The organism is Pseudomonas sp. LH1G9 (assembly GCF_002949975.1).
In the GTDB taxonomy this organism is placed as follows: Bacteria; Pseudomonadota; Gammaproteobacteria; order Pseudomonadales; family Pseudomonadaceae; genus Aquipseudomonas; species Aquipseudomonas veronii.
In genome coordinates, this window is record NZ_CP026880.1 from 3,733,566 (window position 1) to 3,746,952 (window position 13,387).

The following is a 13,387-nucleotide window of genomic DNA, read 5'->3' on the forward strand; positions in this document are numbered from 1 at the left end:
TGCCCAGCGCGATAAAGAGTTCAGAGTGTGCTGCATTTTTCTGAACGACACCCGAACAACAATAGACGCTCCCCACATTTTGGCCGATCAGCCTAACCGCTGTGCAGTGCGCCGAAAAAGGATATTCATGAAGAAGCTGTGTTTGCTCGGCCTTGTTGCCACTCTGGCCACCCACCCCGTCTGGGCAGAAACAAAGCCTGCTGCGCTTAAAGACAAGGACGCCTTCGTCAGCGACCTGCTCAAGCAGATGACCCTCGATGAAAAAATCGGCCAATTGCGCCTGATCAGCATCGGCCCGGAAATGCCCCGCGAGCTGATCCGCAAGGAAATCGCCGCCGGCCGCATCGGTGGCACCTTCAACTCTATCACCCGCCCGGAAAACCGTCCGATGCAGGACGCGGCCATGCGCAGCCGGTTGAAGATCCCGATGTTCTTCGCCTACGACGTGATCCACGGCCACCGCACGATTTTCCCGATCAGCCTGGCCCTGGCGTCCAGCTGGGACATGGACGCCATCGGGCGCTCCGGGCGCATTGCCGCCCAGGAAGCCGCAGCCGACAGCCTCGACATCACCTTTGCGCCGATGGTCGACATCTCCCGCGACCCGCGCTGGGGCCGCACCTCCGAAGGCTTCGGTGAAGACACCTACCTGGTGTCGCGCATCGCCGAAGTGATGGTCAAGGCCTTCCAGGGCAGCAGCGCGGCGAATGCCGACAGCATCATGGCCAGCGTCAAGCACTTCGCCCTGTACGGTGCGGTGGAAGGCGGTCGCGACTACAACGTGGTCGACATGAGCCCGGTCAAGATGTACCAGGACTACCTGCCGCCCTACCACGCGGCGATCAAGGCCGGTGCCGGCGGTGTGATGGTCGCGCTCAACTCGATCAACGGCGTGCCCGCCACCGCCAACACCTGGCTGATGAACGACCTGCTGCGCAAGGACTGGGGCTTCAAGGGCCTGGCCGTCAGCGACCACGGCGCGATCTTCGAGCTGATCAAGCACGGCGTGGCCAAGGACGGGCGTGAAGCCGCCAAGCTGGCGATCAAGGCCGGCATCGACATGAGCATGAACGACTCGCTGTATGGCAAGGAATTGCCGGGGCTGCTCAAGTCCGGCGAGATCGAGCAGAGCGACATCGACAACGCCGTGCGTGAAGTGCTCGGCGCCAAGTACGACATGGGCCTGTTCAAAGACCCGTACCTGCGCATCGGCAAGGCCGAGGACGACCCGGCCGACACCAACGCCGAAAGCCGTCTGCACCGCGCCGATGCACGTGACATAGCACGCCGCAGCATGGTCCTGCTGAAGAACCAGAACGACACCCTGCCGCTGAAAAAATCCGCGACCATCGCCCTGGTCGGCCCACTGGCCAAGGCCCCCATCGACATGATGGGCAGTTGGGCCGCCGCCGGTAAGCCAGCACAATCGGTGACCCTGCTCGACGGCCTCAACGCGGTGATCGGTGAAAAGGGCAAGATCATCTATGCCCGTGGCGCCAACATCACCAACGACAAGGCCGTGGTCGACTACCTCAACTTCCTCAACTTCGATGCCCCGGAAGTGGTGGATGACACCCGCCCGGCCCAGGTGATGATCGACGAAGCGGTCAAGGCCGCCAAGGATGCCGACGTGGTGGTCGCTGCCGTGGGCGAGTCCCGTGGCATGTCCCACGAATCGTCCAGCCGCACCGACCTGAACATCCCGCAAAGCCAGCGCGACCTGATCAAGGCCCTCAAAGCCACCGGCAAGCCACTGGTGCTGGTGCTGATGAACGGCCGTCCGCTGTCGATTCTCGAAGAAAACCAGCAAGCCGACGCGATCCTGGAAACCTGGTTCGCCGGCACCGAGGGCGGCAACGCCATCGCCGACGTGCTGTTCGGTGACTACAACCCGTCGGGTAAGCTGCCGATCACGTTCCCACGTTCGGTGGGGCAGATTCCGACCTACTACAACCACCTGACCATCGGCCGGCCGTTTACCCCAGGCAAGCCGGGCAACTACACCTCGCAGTACTTCGATGACACCACCGGGCCGCTGTTCCCGTTCGGCTATGGCTTGAGCTACACCACGTTCAGCCTGTCGGACATGGCGCTGTCGTCCACCACCCTGAACAAGAGCGGTAAGCTCGACGCCAGCGTCACCGTGAAAAACACCGGTAAGGTCGACGGCGAAACCGTGGTGCAGCTGTATATCCAGGACGTGGCCGGCTCGATGATCCGCCCGATCAAGGAGCTGAAGAACTTCCAGAAAGTCATGCTCAAGGCCGGCGAAGAGCGCACGTTGCACTTCACCATTACCGAAGAGGATTTGAAGTTCTACAACAGCCAGCTCAAGTTCGCGGCGGAACCGGGTGAGTTCAATGTGCAGATCGGCTTGGACTCCCAGGATGTGCAGCAGCAGACCTTCGAGCTGCTCTAACGCCCGCCCCCGCCCTCTGTAGGAGCGAGCTTGCTCGCGAAGACCGTTAACGATGACGCGCTCATGCTGAATGAACGCGTTGTTCTCAGGTTTTTCGCGAGCAAGCTCGCTCCTACAGTTAAGTGAATTAAGCGAATTAAGCGAATTAAGCGAGTTGAGCGCGTTGGGTGAGTTGGGTGAGTTGGGCGCGTCAGCCGCGTCGATTGAGCAGGTTCACCACCAACCGATCGATCCACCCCCACACCCGCTGCTTCACCCGCCGCCACAACGGCCGCGACTTCCATGCCTCCAGGCTCACCGCCTGGCTCTGGGCAAAATCCCGTTCGAAACTGCCGGCCACGGCCAGCGTCAGCGCAGGGTCCAACGCTTCGAGGTTGGCTTCCAGGTTGAAGCGCAAATTCCAGTGGTCGAAGTTGCACGAGCCGATGCTCACCCAATCGTCCACCAAGACCATCTTCAGGTGCAGGAAGCACGGCTGGTATTCAAAGATCTGCACGCCCGAGCGCAGCAAGCGCGGGTAATAACGGTGCCCGGCGTAGCGCACGGACGGGTGATCGGTACGCGGGCCGGTCAGCAGCAAACGCACGTCCACGCCGCGCCCCGCCGCCCGGCGCAAGGCCCGACGCACGCCCCAGGTGGGCAGGAAATACGGGGTCGCCAACCAGATGCGCCGGTGGCCGCTGCTCAGCGCGCGGATCAGCGAGTGCAGAATATCGCGGTGTTGGCGCGCGTCGGCATAGGCAACACGGCCGAGACCAGACCCGGTCGGCGGTACTTTGGGCAAGTGCGGCAAGCCGAAATGGGTGGCCGGTTTCCAGGCGCGGCGGTCGTCGTTGGACAACCATTGCCGGTCGAACAGCGCTTGCCAGTCGAGCACCAGCGGGCCGTCGATCTGCACCATCACTTCATGCCAGTCGGCGCTGTCCTGGCCCGGTGTCCAGAACTCATCGGTGACGCCGGTACCGCCGACCACGGCGATGCCTTGATCGACCAGCAATAATTTGCGGTGGTCGCGGTACAGGTTGCCCATCCAGCGCCGCCATTCCAGGCGATTGTAAAAGCGCAGTTCCACACCGGCGTCGGTCAGGCGCTTACGCAACCTGAGGGCGAACGCCAGGCTGCCGTAATCATCGAACAGGCAGCGCACCCGCACGCCCCGCTCAGCCGCCTGCGCCAGCGCCTGCACCAAGACTTCGGCGCAGGCGCCGGCTTCCACCAGGTATAACTCCAGATCCACCTGATGCTCTGCCCGGGCAATGTCCACCAGCATTTGCGGGAAAAAACTCGGCCCGTCGATCAACAACTCGAAACGGTTGGCGCTGCGCCACGGGAACACTGCGCCGCTCATGTCAGCGCGCCGTAAAGATCAGTACCGCACCCACCGGCACCGCCAAACTGATCGACGCCAGCCCAGCCGCGTTGCGCAACGCCGTCACACCCGGCACCAGCTCAAAATCCTCGGCGCGCAACACCAGCGGTTCCAGGGTCACCACCTGGAAACGCCGATCATCCAGGCGCGTGGCCAACAGCTCGGCGTTGTAGGTGTGGGTCTTGCCATGCAGCGTGACGCTCAATGGCAGGCGCAACTCCAACTGCGCGCCGGGGGCCAGGTCGTTGATCGGTTGCAGGTTGATCTGCGTGCTGATCAGCGCTTCGGGGAAGGTCTTGATCTCGAACAGTTGATTGCGCATGCGCTCATCGCGCAGCGGGATGCCGCTGTTGACCGACTCCAACTCCACTTCCACCTGCGCCGCACCGTTGCGGTCGACCTTGCCGTGCAGCACCAGGAAGCGCTGCACCTCGGCAATCTCGGTGTTTTTGGTAGTGACGAACGACAGCCGCGAGGACTCGTTGTCCAGGTACCAGTCCGCGTGGGCAGGCACGGCGGCGGCGGCCAGCAGGGCGAAGGCCAGGGGTTTGATGACAGACGCGTTGAACATTAAAGACTCGTGGGGCGGAAAACCTGAACGAACCTTAACTGTGCCGCCTGCCGGGCGCAATGTAGCTGACAAAGCCGCCCCCACCGCGGAGATGACGTGTCAGGGGTTGAGGCGGCAGCCCTGATGTTCGCCCAACCATCTGGCCGTATGGGTACGCCCCAATCCACTGGCGCTGACTTCACTGCGCTCCGGGTCATCGGTGAACGCACTGATCGGCACGTACTGCTTCACATACCCCCGGCAATACTCGGCGGGATTACTCTGCACATACCGGCACGAGCAGTACTCCTTGGCCGTATACGCCGCGATGATGTCGGGGAAGGCTTGCAGGTTGACGCGCTCGTGCCAGCCCCAGCCCAGCACGGCGAGCAACAGCAGCAGGAAAAGACTGGTAAACGGCCGACGACGGATCATGGCTGCACCGCCGCCAGCACGCGTTTGAGCAGTTCGTTGTGGCGGTAGCTGTCATCGCGGTCATCGCCGTAGCGCACGATCACCAGGTGTTCGTCGGGCATGACGTACAGCGCCTGGCCCCAGTGGCCGAGGGCGGCAAAGGTGTCGGCGGGGGCGTCGGGCCAGGGTCTTGGGGCGCCCTGCACGGCGCGGTTGAGCCACCAATGGCCGCCGGGCATGGCTTCGTCCTGGCCGGCCTTGTAGTGATCGAACGGTTGCCGATTGAAATCGACCCAGGCTTTCGGCACCAACTGTTGCTCCCGCCAGCGACCGTCGCGCGCCATCAGCAGGCCGACGCGCGCCAGGTCGCGGGCGGTGAGGTAGGCGTAGGACGAGGCGACGAAGGTTTCATCGGCATCGGTTTCCCAAGTGGCGTTATGAATGCCCAGCGGCTTGAACAGCGCATCCCACGGGTAACTCATGTAGGCCTTGTGGCCGAGCATGCCCTTGAGCGCGGCGGAGAGCAGGTTGCTGTCGCCGCTGGAATAACGGAAGGCCTCGCCCGGCGCGCGGGCGGTGTGCATGCCGGCGACGAACTCCGCCATGTCGGCGCGGCCGCGGGTGTAGAGCATCGCGACGACCGAGGATTTCAGCGGGGCATATTCGTAATCTTCCTGCCAATCGAGGCCCGAGGCCCAGTGCAGCAAGTCGGCCATCGTCACGCTTGGATGCTGTTTCATCGGCGGGTAGAACCGTGCGGCGGGGTCGCTCAGTTTGAAGCGGCTTTCGCCGTAGGCCACGCCCAGCACGGTGGCCATCAGGCTTTTGCTGACCGACCAGGTCAGGTGCGGCGTGCTCGCGGTGGTGGGCATGGCGTAGCGCTCGTAGATGACTTCGCCATCGCGGATCACCAGCAGCGCGTCGGTGCGGATGCCTTGGCGCGTGGCGTCGTCACGCCGGGGAAACGCGTAGGTATTCAGGGCATCGACAGCGGGACCTTCGATCGGCGTGCCCTTGGCCCAGTCTTTGTCAGGCCAGGTTTCGGCGCGGGTGGTGACGGTGGCTAACAACAGGGCAACGCACAACAAGCCTCTGACCATGGACACGAACTCAAGGGGGCATTCAAGCCCGCGAGCCTAGCCGAGGCCGATGACAGATTGGCGACATAAGTGCCTGTCATCTAAGCGTCACCGTAACTTCATGGAGATGACACCGAGCCTACATAGCCTGAGTTTGGACAAACAAGTCGACCGGCCGGAACGTGGCTGGCACTCGGAGATTCGCCATGACTCAGATCGCCCGCATCAGCGACACCGGCAATGAACGCCGTCTGCAAGCCGAACGCCTGATCGGCGCCCAGGCTTTGCAAGAAGCACAGGCCCTGCGGTTCAACGTGTTCAGCGGCGAGTTCAACGCCAAGCTGAAAGGCGCGGAACTGGGCCTGGACATGGATGACTATGATGTTCACTGCAGCCACATCGGCGTGCGGGATTTGAACAGCGGTCGACTGGTGGCCACCACCCGTTTGCTCGATCACCAGGCCGCCAGCACCCTGGGCCGGTTCTACAGCGAAGAAGAATTCAGCCTGCATGGCCTGCTGCACTTGCAGGGCCCGATCCTGGAAATCGGCCGCACCTGCGTCGACCCGGCCTACCGCAACGGCGGCACCATTGCAGTGCTGTGGGGCGAGTTGGCCGAAGTGCTCAACGAGGGCTGCTACAGCTACCTGATGGGTTGCGCGAGCATCCCGATGCACGATGGCGGCATCCAGGCCCACGCGATCATGCAGCGCCTGCGCGAACGCTACCTGTGCAACGAACACCTGCGCGCCGAGCCGAAAAAACCGCTGCCGGCGCTGGACCTGCCGTCCAACGTCATCGCGGAAATGCCGCCGCTGCTCAAGGCGTATATGCGCCTGGGCGCGAAGATCTGCGGCGAGCCGTGCTGGGATGAAGATTTCCAGGTAGCCGACGTGTTCATTCTGCTCAAGCGCGATGAGCTGTGCCCGCGTTATGCGCGCCACTTCAAGGCGGCCATGTGATGGGCCGCGTGCGCGTGTACGCGCGGATCGCCCGGGTACTGTTGGTGGTGGCGCTGGGCTTGAGCATGGCCAGTGTGTTCGGTGTGTTCGAGCGCCTGGGGGTGGCCAACTCGATGGTGCGCCGTCAGCGTTGGTCGCGGTTCTTTATGTCGCGGCTGACCAACGCCCTGCCCTTTCGCGTGACGGTACACGGTGAATTGCCGCAGACACCGATGCTGTGGGTGAGCAATCACGTGTCCTGGACCGACATCCCGCTGCTGGGCATGGTCACGCCGATGTCGTTCTTGTCCAAGGCCGAAGTCCGCACCTGGCCGGTGGCCGGCTGGTTGGCGGCGAAGGCCGGCAGCCTGTTTATTCGCCGCGGTTCAGGCGACAGCCAACTGATCCGCAAACAGATGACCCGTCACCTGGAGCAGCAACACCCGCTGCTGATGTTCCCCGAAGGCACCACCACCGACGGGCGCAGCCTGCGCACCTTTCACGGGCGCCTGCTGGCCAGTGCGATCGAGGCGGATGTGTCGCTGCAACCGGTGGCGATCCGGTATCTGCGCGATGGGCAAGTGGACCCGCTGGCGCCATTCATTGGCGATGACGATTTGCTCTCGCACCTGATGCGCCTGTTTGCCAACGACCAGGGCGATGTGGAAATCCATGTGCTCACGCCGATTGCCTGTGCCGGGCAGGAACGCGCGGCGCTGGCGTTCCAGGCGCAGCAGGCGGTGCAGAAGGCGTTGTTCGGGCCGCTGCCGGAAACAGAACAGATTGCGGTTCGGCCGGCATTCGCCGCCTGAAGCGAGCACAGTCAACAATGTGGGAGGGGGCTTGCCCCCGATGGCGGTGTGTCAGTCAATGCATGTGCTGACTGAACCACCGCCATCGGGAGCAAGCTCCCTCCCACATTCAGATCTCAGTGGTCAGTTGGGTTTGGGCAAATTTTTGCAGCTCTGGATAGAACAGCCGGAAGTCTTCACTCAACGGTTCGTATAACGTGCGCAATTCCTGCATCGCATGGCCCAGTTCCTCAGGCTGCGTCAGGCGCCGCGAGATCCCCCGCAATACCGGCTCCATCACCGCGAACTCGCGGTATGAGCCCAGCCAATCATCCGCCGCCATGTACGGCGCAATCTGCGCCAGCCGCCCCGGCAACTGCGGTTCGGCCGCCAGCACGCGGTACACCTGGGAGGTGAAGTGTTCCAGGGGCTGCTCGGCATACAGCGCCCAATCCCGCGCCAGGCAGTGATCGAAAAACACATCGAGGACGATCCCGGCATAACGCCGGCGCGTCAGGCTAAAGCGCGACAACGCTTCGCCGACCTGCGGATGGCTGTCGGTGAAACGGTCGATGGAACGATGCAACTGGATGGCCGCTTCGATCGGCGGACTGAACCGGCCTTGCAGGCGACCTTTGACGAAGTCGCCATACAGGCTGCCCAGCAGTTGCGCAGGAAGTTGGCCGCCCAGGTGCAGATGTGCGAGATAATTCATGGTGTGCAGTCTATCACTGCCGTCAACGCATCGTTATAACCCGATATACCGATTCAGTCTGGCCTAAGACCGAAATCATATTGGAATATCGAGATATACCGATTTAAAGTTCGCCTCATCGCGATATAACGCTTTACGACACCGAGCAACCGCCATGTCCATCGACCTCGACGAAATAATAAAAGCCCTGGCGCACCCAGTACGGCGAGACATCCTCACTTGGCTGAAAGACCCGAAGGTGCAATTCCCCGAGCAACTGCACAACCACGAATACGGCATCTGCGCCGGGCAGATCGACCAGCGCTGCGGCTTGTCCCAGTCGACCGTGTCGGCCCACCTGGCGACCTTGCAACGGGCGGGATTGATCAGCAGCCAGAAGGCCGGGCAGTGGCACTTTTTCAAACGCAACGAGGAAACGATCCAAGCCTTCCTCACTGCGCTCATCACTGAGCTCAGTTCTGAAATCCGCGCACCACTGTAACAAGGACACGCACATGCCCCTCTCGCTCCTCATCCTCGCCCTGAGCGCCTTCGCCATCGGCACCACCGAGTTCGTCATCATGGGCTTGCTGCCCGATGTGGCGGCGGACTTGGGCGTGTCGATTCCCGGCGCCGGCTGGCTGGTGACTGGCTACGCCCTCGGCGTGGCCATCGGCGCGCCCTTCATGGCGCTGGCCACCGCCAGGCTGCCACGCAAGGCCGCGCTGGTCGCGTTGATGGGCATTTTCATTATCGGCAACCTGCTCTGCGCCCTGGCCAGCGACTACAACGTGCTGATGTTTGCCCGCGTGGTCACTGCGCTGTGCCACGGTGCGTTCTTCGGGATCGGTTCAGTGGTCGCCGCCAACCTGGTGCCGGCCAACAAGCGTGCGTCTGCCGTGGCCTTGATGTTCACCGGCCTGACCCTGGCCAACGTACTGGGCGTGCCCTTGGGTACGGCGCTGGGCCAGGAAGCCGGCTGGCGCTCGACCTTCTGGGCGGTGACCGTGATCGGCGTGATCGCGTTGATCGGCCTGATCCGCTTCCTGCCGGCCAAGCGCGATGAAGAAAAACTCGACATGCGCGCCGAACTGGCCGCCCTCAAGGGCGCCGGCATCTGGTTGTCGCTGACCATGACTGCGCTGTTCGCCGCGTCCATGTTCACCCTCTTCACGTATGTCGCGCCGCTGCTCGGCGACGTCACCGGCGTATCGCCCAAGGGCGTGACCTGGACCCTGCTGCTGATCGGCCTGGGCCTCACCGTGGGCAACATCATCGGCGGCAAGCTGGCGGACAAACGCCTGGCCGCCACCCTGATCGGCGTGTTCATCAGCATGGCGGTGGTCTCCACCGCGCTGACCTGGACCAGCATCGCGGAGATCCCGACCGAAATCACCTTGTTCCTCTGGGCCACCGCCTCGTTTGCCGCCGTGCCCGCGCTGCAGATCAACGTGGTGACCTTCGGCAAGGCCGCGCCGAACCTGGTGTCCACCTTGAACATCGGCGCCTTCAACATCGGCAATGCCCTCGGCGCCTGGGTCGGCGGCAGCGTGATTGCCCACGGTTTCGGCCTGACCAGCGTGCCCCTGGCCGCCGCGGCCCTGGCGATCTTCGCGCTGCTGGTGACCCTGATCACTTTCCGTCAGAGCGGCGATGCCGACCTGGCCCCTGCGACCAACTGATCAACTTAAAGAGAAGGGTGTTATCCCATGACGACTATTTTCGATCCGATCACACTGGGCGACCTGGAACTGTCGAACCGCATCATCATGGCGCCGCTGACCCGCTGCCGTGCCGACGCCGGTCGCGTGCCCAATGCGCTGATGGCCGAGTACTACGTACAACGCGCCTCCGCCGGGCTGATCCTCAGCGAAGCCACGTCCGTGACGCCGATGGGCGTGGGCTACCCGGACACCCCGGGCATCTGGTCCAACGATCAGGTACGCGGCTGGGCCAATGTGACCAAGGCCGTACATGCCGCGGGCGGCAAGATCTTCCTGCAACTGTGGCACGTCGGCCGGATCTCCCACCCTTCTTACCTGAACGGTGAAACCCCGGTGGCACCGAGTGCGATCCAGCCTAAAGGCCACGTCAGCCTGGTCCGCCCGCTGGCCGACTACCCAACGCCTCGCGCCCTGGAAACCGCTGAAATCGCCGACATCGTCGACGCCTACCGCACCGGTGCCGAGAACGCCAAGGCCGCCGGTTTCGACGGCGTGGAAATCCACGGCGCCAACGGCTACCTGCTCGACCAGTTCCTGCAAAGCAGCACCAACCATCGCACCGACAACTACGGCGGCTCCCTGGAAAACCGCGCGCGCCTGCTGCTGGAAGTGACCGACGCCGCCATCGAAGTCTGGGGCGCCGGCCGCGTGGGCGTCCACCTGGCACCGCGCGCCGATTCCCACGACATGGGTGACGACAACCTGGCCGAAACCTTCACCTACGTCGCCCGCGAACTGGGCAAACGCGGCATCGCCTTTATCTGCTCGCGTGAAAAAGAAGGCGCTGACAGCCTCGGCCCGCAATTGAAAGAAGCCTTCGGCGGCGTGTACATCGCCAACGAACGCTTTACCAAGGACAGCGCCAACGCCTGGCTGGCCTCGGGCAAGGCGGATGCGGTGGCCTTTGGCGTGCCGTTCATTGCCAACCCGGACCTGCCGGCACGCTTGAAAGCCGATGCGCCGCTGAACCAGGCGCACCCGGAAACCTTCTATGCCAAGGGCCCGGTCGGTTACATCGACTACCCGACGCTGGCGCTGTGATGCGTTGAAACGAAAAAGCCCCGGCTCGCAAGAACCGGGGCTTTTTTTCGCCGATCGGGAACACACCGCGGATCAAATGTGGGAGAGGGCTTGCTCCCTCCCACATTAGATCTCAGCGGTCCGGAGAAACATTCCTTCACAGCCTTGCAACAAAAACGCTACAAAATACTTAGGCGGCTATCTTTCAACCACCCGCCAGCCCGTATATAAAGTCATCCCACCAATAAGTCAGCAGGACGATTGCCCGCCCTTAGGCTTTACTGTTGAAACAATTGGATGCAATTACATATTTTGACTTAATTGCGCAGGCTAGGGCTCAAGCGCAGCATGTCCAGCCCTGCATCGGCCCAACGCTCAGCTTCCTGGTGCAGCTCAAAACTGTCCGGCACCAGCAGCCATTGGCCCAACAAGCCATTGATATAGGCATGAATGCATACCGCTGCGCGCGTGGTGTCGAGGTTTTCCGGGAGTTGCCCGCGATGCACCGCGTTACGCAAGGTCAGGCTGATACGCAGGTTGCACTCCAGGCTGTGGGTCTGGCGTTGGCGGCGCATGTCGCACATCTCATCGGTGAACTCGCACTTATGAATCAGGATTTCGTTGATGCGCCGGGTTTTCGGGTCCAGGACCACTTGATGGAACAGATGAACCAGCAGCTTGCGCATACACCCCAGCGGGTCGACTTCATCCTCGCTTTCACTGGCCCTGGCCAGCTCGTCCAGGGGTTCGTGCAGGGTGTCGAGCAATGCCTGCAACAGGTCGGACTTATTGCTGAAATGCCAATAGATGGCGCCTCGCGTTACCCCGGCCAGCGCGGCGATGTCCGCCAGTGTGGTCCGCGCTACACCCCGCTCATAAAAGGCCTGCTCAGCAGCGTCGAGAATCTGGCTGCGCGTTTCCTGAGCTTCCTCTTTGGTGCGACGGACCATGGCAATAAAACCTCAATCAAAACATGTGGGACTATCGGTAACGCTGCTTTAATAGGCGCTAACGAGCATCTGAATAATTGTGGGACGACACCGTCATGGGCGCCGAACGTACTAAAATCGAGGCTCGGGGCGATGCTGTGTCAACACTGCGCGAAGCCTGTCAAGAGTTTACAAACAACCATGAACGTAAGTATATTGCGTAGCAAGCTACTTATCTACTCACAGCTTGTTTTTTACCCTTCCACCCTTCTTGTGCGCAGTCTGCGCGCCTGACCCGAGGATCTTCATGCAACTTAAGCCAGCTGTTACCGCTCTGGTCACTGCCGTCGCCCTGGCATCGCTGCTCAGCGGATGCAAAAAGGAAGAGGCGGCTCCGCCCGCGCAAACTCCTCTGGTCGGCGTGGTCACCCTTCAACCGCAAGCCTTTACCCTGACGTCCGAGCTGCCAGGCCGCACCACCGCCTACCGCATCGCGGAAGTCCGTCCGCAGGTCAATGGCATCATCCTCAAGCGCCTGTTCAAGGAAGGCGGGGATGTGAAAGAAGGCCAGCAGCTTTATCAGATCGATCCGTCGGTCTATGACGCCACCCTGAAAAGCGCACAGGCCAGCCTGTCCCAGACCAAGTCGATCGCCGACCGCTACAAGCAGTTGGTCGACGAGCAGGCCGTCAGCCGCCAGGAATACGACACCGCCGTCGCCAACCGCATGACTTCCGAAGCAAACGTTCAAACCGCCCAAATCAACGTGCGCTACACCAAGGTGTTCGCGCCGATCTCCGGGCGTATCGGGCGTTCCTCGGTCACCGAAGGCGCGCTGGTCAGCAATGGCCAGACCGATGCCATGGCGGTGATCCAACAACTGGACCCGATCTACGTCGACGTCACGCAGTCTTCGGCTGAAATGCTGAAGCTGCGCCGCGACCTGGAAAGCGGCCAACTGGAGAAAGCCGGCGCCAATGCCGCCAAGGTCAAGCTGACCCTGGAAGACGGCAGCAGCTATGGCCTGGACGGCAAACTGGAGTTCTCCGAAGTGTCGGTGGACCAGACCACCGGTTCGGTCACTCTGCGCGCCGTGTTCCCCAACCCTGACCACACCCTGCTGCCTGGCATGTTCGTACACGCCCAGTTACAAGCCGGTGTGAACAGCAAGGCGATCCTGGCACCGCAGCAAGGCGTGACCCGAGACCTCAAGGGTATCCCGACGGCGTTGGTGGTCAACGCGGACAACAAAGTTGAGCAGCGCGTGCTGGTCGCCAACCGCACCGCCGGCGCTTACTGGCTGGTGGAAAAAGGCTTGAACGCCGGTGACCGTGTGATCACCGAAGGCTTGCAGTACGTCAAGCCGGGCGTCCAGGTCAAGGTCAAGGACGCCGACAACGCCCAGCCTGCCGGTACCGCCGCTCCTGCTGCCGCTGCTGCTGGCAAAGGGGAGTAAC

Annotated in this window: 13 protein-coding genes; 7 read left to right on the forward strand and 6 right to left on the reverse strand. The window is 62.4% G+C overall.

What is annotated here, in order from left to right; translation table 11 throughout:
* Positions 1–127: 127 nt before the first annotated feature.
* Complete coding sequence (gene bglX, locus C5F70_RS17335) at positions 128–2,419, forward strand: beta-glucosidase BglX (protein WP_046490276.1); 2,292 nt, start codon at positions 128–130, stop codon at positions 2,417–2,419.
* Positions 2,420–2,609: 190 nt separating this feature from the next.
* Here the strand turns inward: bglX and C5F70_RS17340 are convergent, their stop codons facing one another.
* The 4 genes from C5F70_RS17340 to C5F70_RS17355 form a co-directional block, all read right to left on the reverse strand.
* Positions 2,610–3,767 (reverse strand): phosphatidylserine/phosphatidylglycerophosphate/cardiolipin synthase family protein, encoded by a 1,158-nt coding sequence (locus C5F70_RS17340; RefSeq protein WP_104903787.1) that lies wholly within the window; start codon positions 3,765–3,767, stop codon positions 2,610–2,612.
* Position 3,768: 1 nt separating this feature from the next.
* The gene (locus C5F70_RS17345) at positions 3,769–4,359 is read right to left on the reverse strand and encodes a YceI family protein (RefSeq protein ID WP_017844844.1); all 591 of its coding nucleotides are present in this window, start codon (positions 4,357–4,359) and stop codon (positions 3,769–3,771) included.
* A gap of 99 nt (positions 4,360–4,458) precedes the next feature.
* The gene (locus C5F70_RS17350; protein WP_104903788.1) at positions 4,459–4,773 is read right to left on the reverse strand and encodes an amidase; all 315 of its coding nucleotides are present in this window, start codon (positions 4,771–4,773) and stop codon (positions 4,459–4,461) included.
* On the reverse strand, positions 4,770–5,852 hold the full coding sequence (locus C5F70_RS17355) for a serine hydrolase (RefSeq protein WP_017844842.1): 1,083 nt from the start codon (positions 5,850–5,852) through the stop codon (positions 4,770–4,772). Before C5F70_RS17355 ends, C5F70_RS17350 begins: the two co-directional genes overlap by 4 nt.
* Before the next feature lie 185 nt (positions 5,853–6,037).
* Here C5F70_RS17355 and olsB point away from each other — a divergent pair, with 185 nt between their 5' ends.
* Complete coding sequence (olsB, locus tag C5F70_RS17360; RefSeq protein ID WP_017844841.1) at positions 6,038–6,793, forward strand: L-ornithine N(alpha)-acyltransferase; 756 nt, start codon at positions 6,038–6,040, stop codon at positions 6,791–6,793.
* Positions 6,793–7,584 (forward strand): 1-acyl-sn-glycerol-3-phosphate acyltransferase, encoded by a 792-nt coding sequence (locus tag C5F70_RS17365; protein ID WP_046384413.1) that lies wholly within the window; start codon positions 6,793–6,795, stop codon positions 7,582–7,584. Before olsB ends, C5F70_RS17365 begins: the two co-directional genes overlap by 1 nt.
* Positions 7,585–7,693: 109 nt before the next feature.
* Here C5F70_RS17365 and C5F70_RS17370 read toward each other — a convergent pair whose 3' ends face one another.
* Positions 7,694–8,278, reverse strand: a complete 585-nt coding sequence (locus C5F70_RS17370; RefSeq protein ID WP_104903789.1) for an ACP phosphodiesterase — start codon at positions 8,276–8,278, stop codon at positions 7,694–7,696.
* Positions 8,279–8,432: 154 nt separating this feature from the next.
* Between C5F70_RS17370 and C5F70_RS17375 the strand changes: the two genes are divergently transcribed.
* From C5F70_RS17375 to C5F70_RS17385, 3 genes are read left to right on the forward strand one after another with little or no spacing between them, the layout of a single operon-like run.
* A complete protein-coding gene (locus tag C5F70_RS17375) occupies positions 8,433–8,759 on the forward strand; it encodes a helix-turn-helix transcriptional regulator (RefSeq protein ID WP_017844838.1) in 327 nt (108 codons plus the stop codon).
* Positions 8,760–8,772: 13 nt separating this feature from the next.
* The gene (locus tag C5F70_RS17380; RefSeq protein WP_104903790.1) at positions 8,773–9,939 is read left to right on the forward strand and encodes an MFS transporter; all 1,167 of its coding nucleotides are present in this window, start codon (positions 8,773–8,775) and stop codon (positions 9,937–9,939) included.
* Positions 9,940–9,966: 27 nt separating this feature from the next.
* The gene (locus tag C5F70_RS17385; RefSeq protein ID WP_017844836.1) at positions 9,967–11,022 is read left to right on the forward strand and encodes an alkene reductase; all 1,056 of its coding nucleotides are present in this window, start codon (positions 9,967–9,969) and stop codon (positions 11,020–11,022) included.
* A 296-nt stretch (positions 11,023–11,318) separates the two neighbouring features.
* Here C5F70_RS17385 and C5F70_RS17390 read toward each other — a convergent pair whose 3' ends face one another.
* Positions 11,319–11,951 (reverse strand): TetR family transcriptional regulator, encoded by a 633-nt coding sequence (locus C5F70_RS17390; protein ID WP_104903791.1) that lies wholly within the window; start codon positions 11,949–11,951, stop codon positions 11,319–11,321.
* A 286-nt stretch (positions 11,952–12,237) separates the two neighbouring features.
* Here C5F70_RS17390 and C5F70_RS17395 point away from each other — a divergent pair, with 286 nt between their 5' ends.
* Positions 12,238–13,386 carry an efflux RND transporter periplasmic adaptor subunit gene (locus tag C5F70_RS17395; RefSeq protein WP_017844834.1) on the forward strand — a complete coding sequence of 383 codons (1,149 nt, stop codon included), beginning with the start codon at positions 12,238–12,240 and terminating at the stop codon, positions 13,384–13,386.
* Position 13,387: the final 1 nt, after the last annotated feature.

Coding starts and splice junctions, on each gene's coding strand:
- bglX (WP_046490276.1), top strand. CDS start 128: ATGAAGAAGCTGTGTTTGCTCGGCCTTGTTGCCACTCTGGCCACCCAC.
- C5F70_RS17340 (WP_104903787.1), bottom strand. CDS start 3,767: ATGAGCGGCGCAGTGTTCCCGTGGCGCAGCGCCAACCGTTTCGAGTTG.
- C5F70_RS17345 (WP_017844844.1), bottom strand. CDS start 4,359: ATGTTCAACGCGTCTGTCATCAAACCCCTGGCCTTCGCCCTGCTGGCC.
- C5F70_RS17350 (WP_104903788.1), bottom strand. CDS start 4,773: ATGATCCGTCGTCGGCCGTTTACCAGTCTTTTCCTGCTGCTGTTGCTC.
- C5F70_RS17355 (WP_017844842.1), bottom strand. CDS start 5,852: ATGGTCAGAGGCTTGTTGTGCGTTGCCCTGTTGTTAGCCACCGTCACC.
- olsB (WP_017844841.1), top strand. CDS start 6,038: ATGACTCAGATCGCCCGCATCAGCGACACCGGCAATGAACGCCGTCTG.
- C5F70_RS17365 (WP_046384413.1), top strand. CDS start 6,793: ATGGGCCGCGTGCGCGTGTACGCGCGGATCGCCCGGGTACTGTTGGTG.
- C5F70_RS17370 (WP_104903789.1), bottom strand. CDS start 8,278: ATGAATTATCTCGCACATCTGCACCTGGGCGGCCAACTTCCTGCGCAA.
- C5F70_RS17375 (WP_017844838.1), top strand. CDS start 8,433: ATGTCCATCGACCTCGACGAAATAATAAAAGCCCTGGCGCACCCAGTA.
- C5F70_RS17380 (WP_104903790.1), top strand. CDS start 8,773: ATGCCCCTCTCGCTCCTCATCCTCGCCCTGAGCGCCTTCGCCATCGGC.
- C5F70_RS17385 (WP_017844836.1), top strand. CDS start 9,967: ATGACGACTATTTTCGATCCGATCACACTGGGCGACCTGGAACTGTCG.
- C5F70_RS17390 (WP_104903791.1), bottom strand. CDS start 11,951: ATGGTCCGTCGCACCAAAGAGGAAGCTCAGGAAACGCGCAGCCAGATT.
- C5F70_RS17395 (WP_017844834.1), top strand. CDS start 12,238: ATGCAACTTAAGCCAGCTGTTACCGCTCTGGTCACTGCCGTCGCCCTG.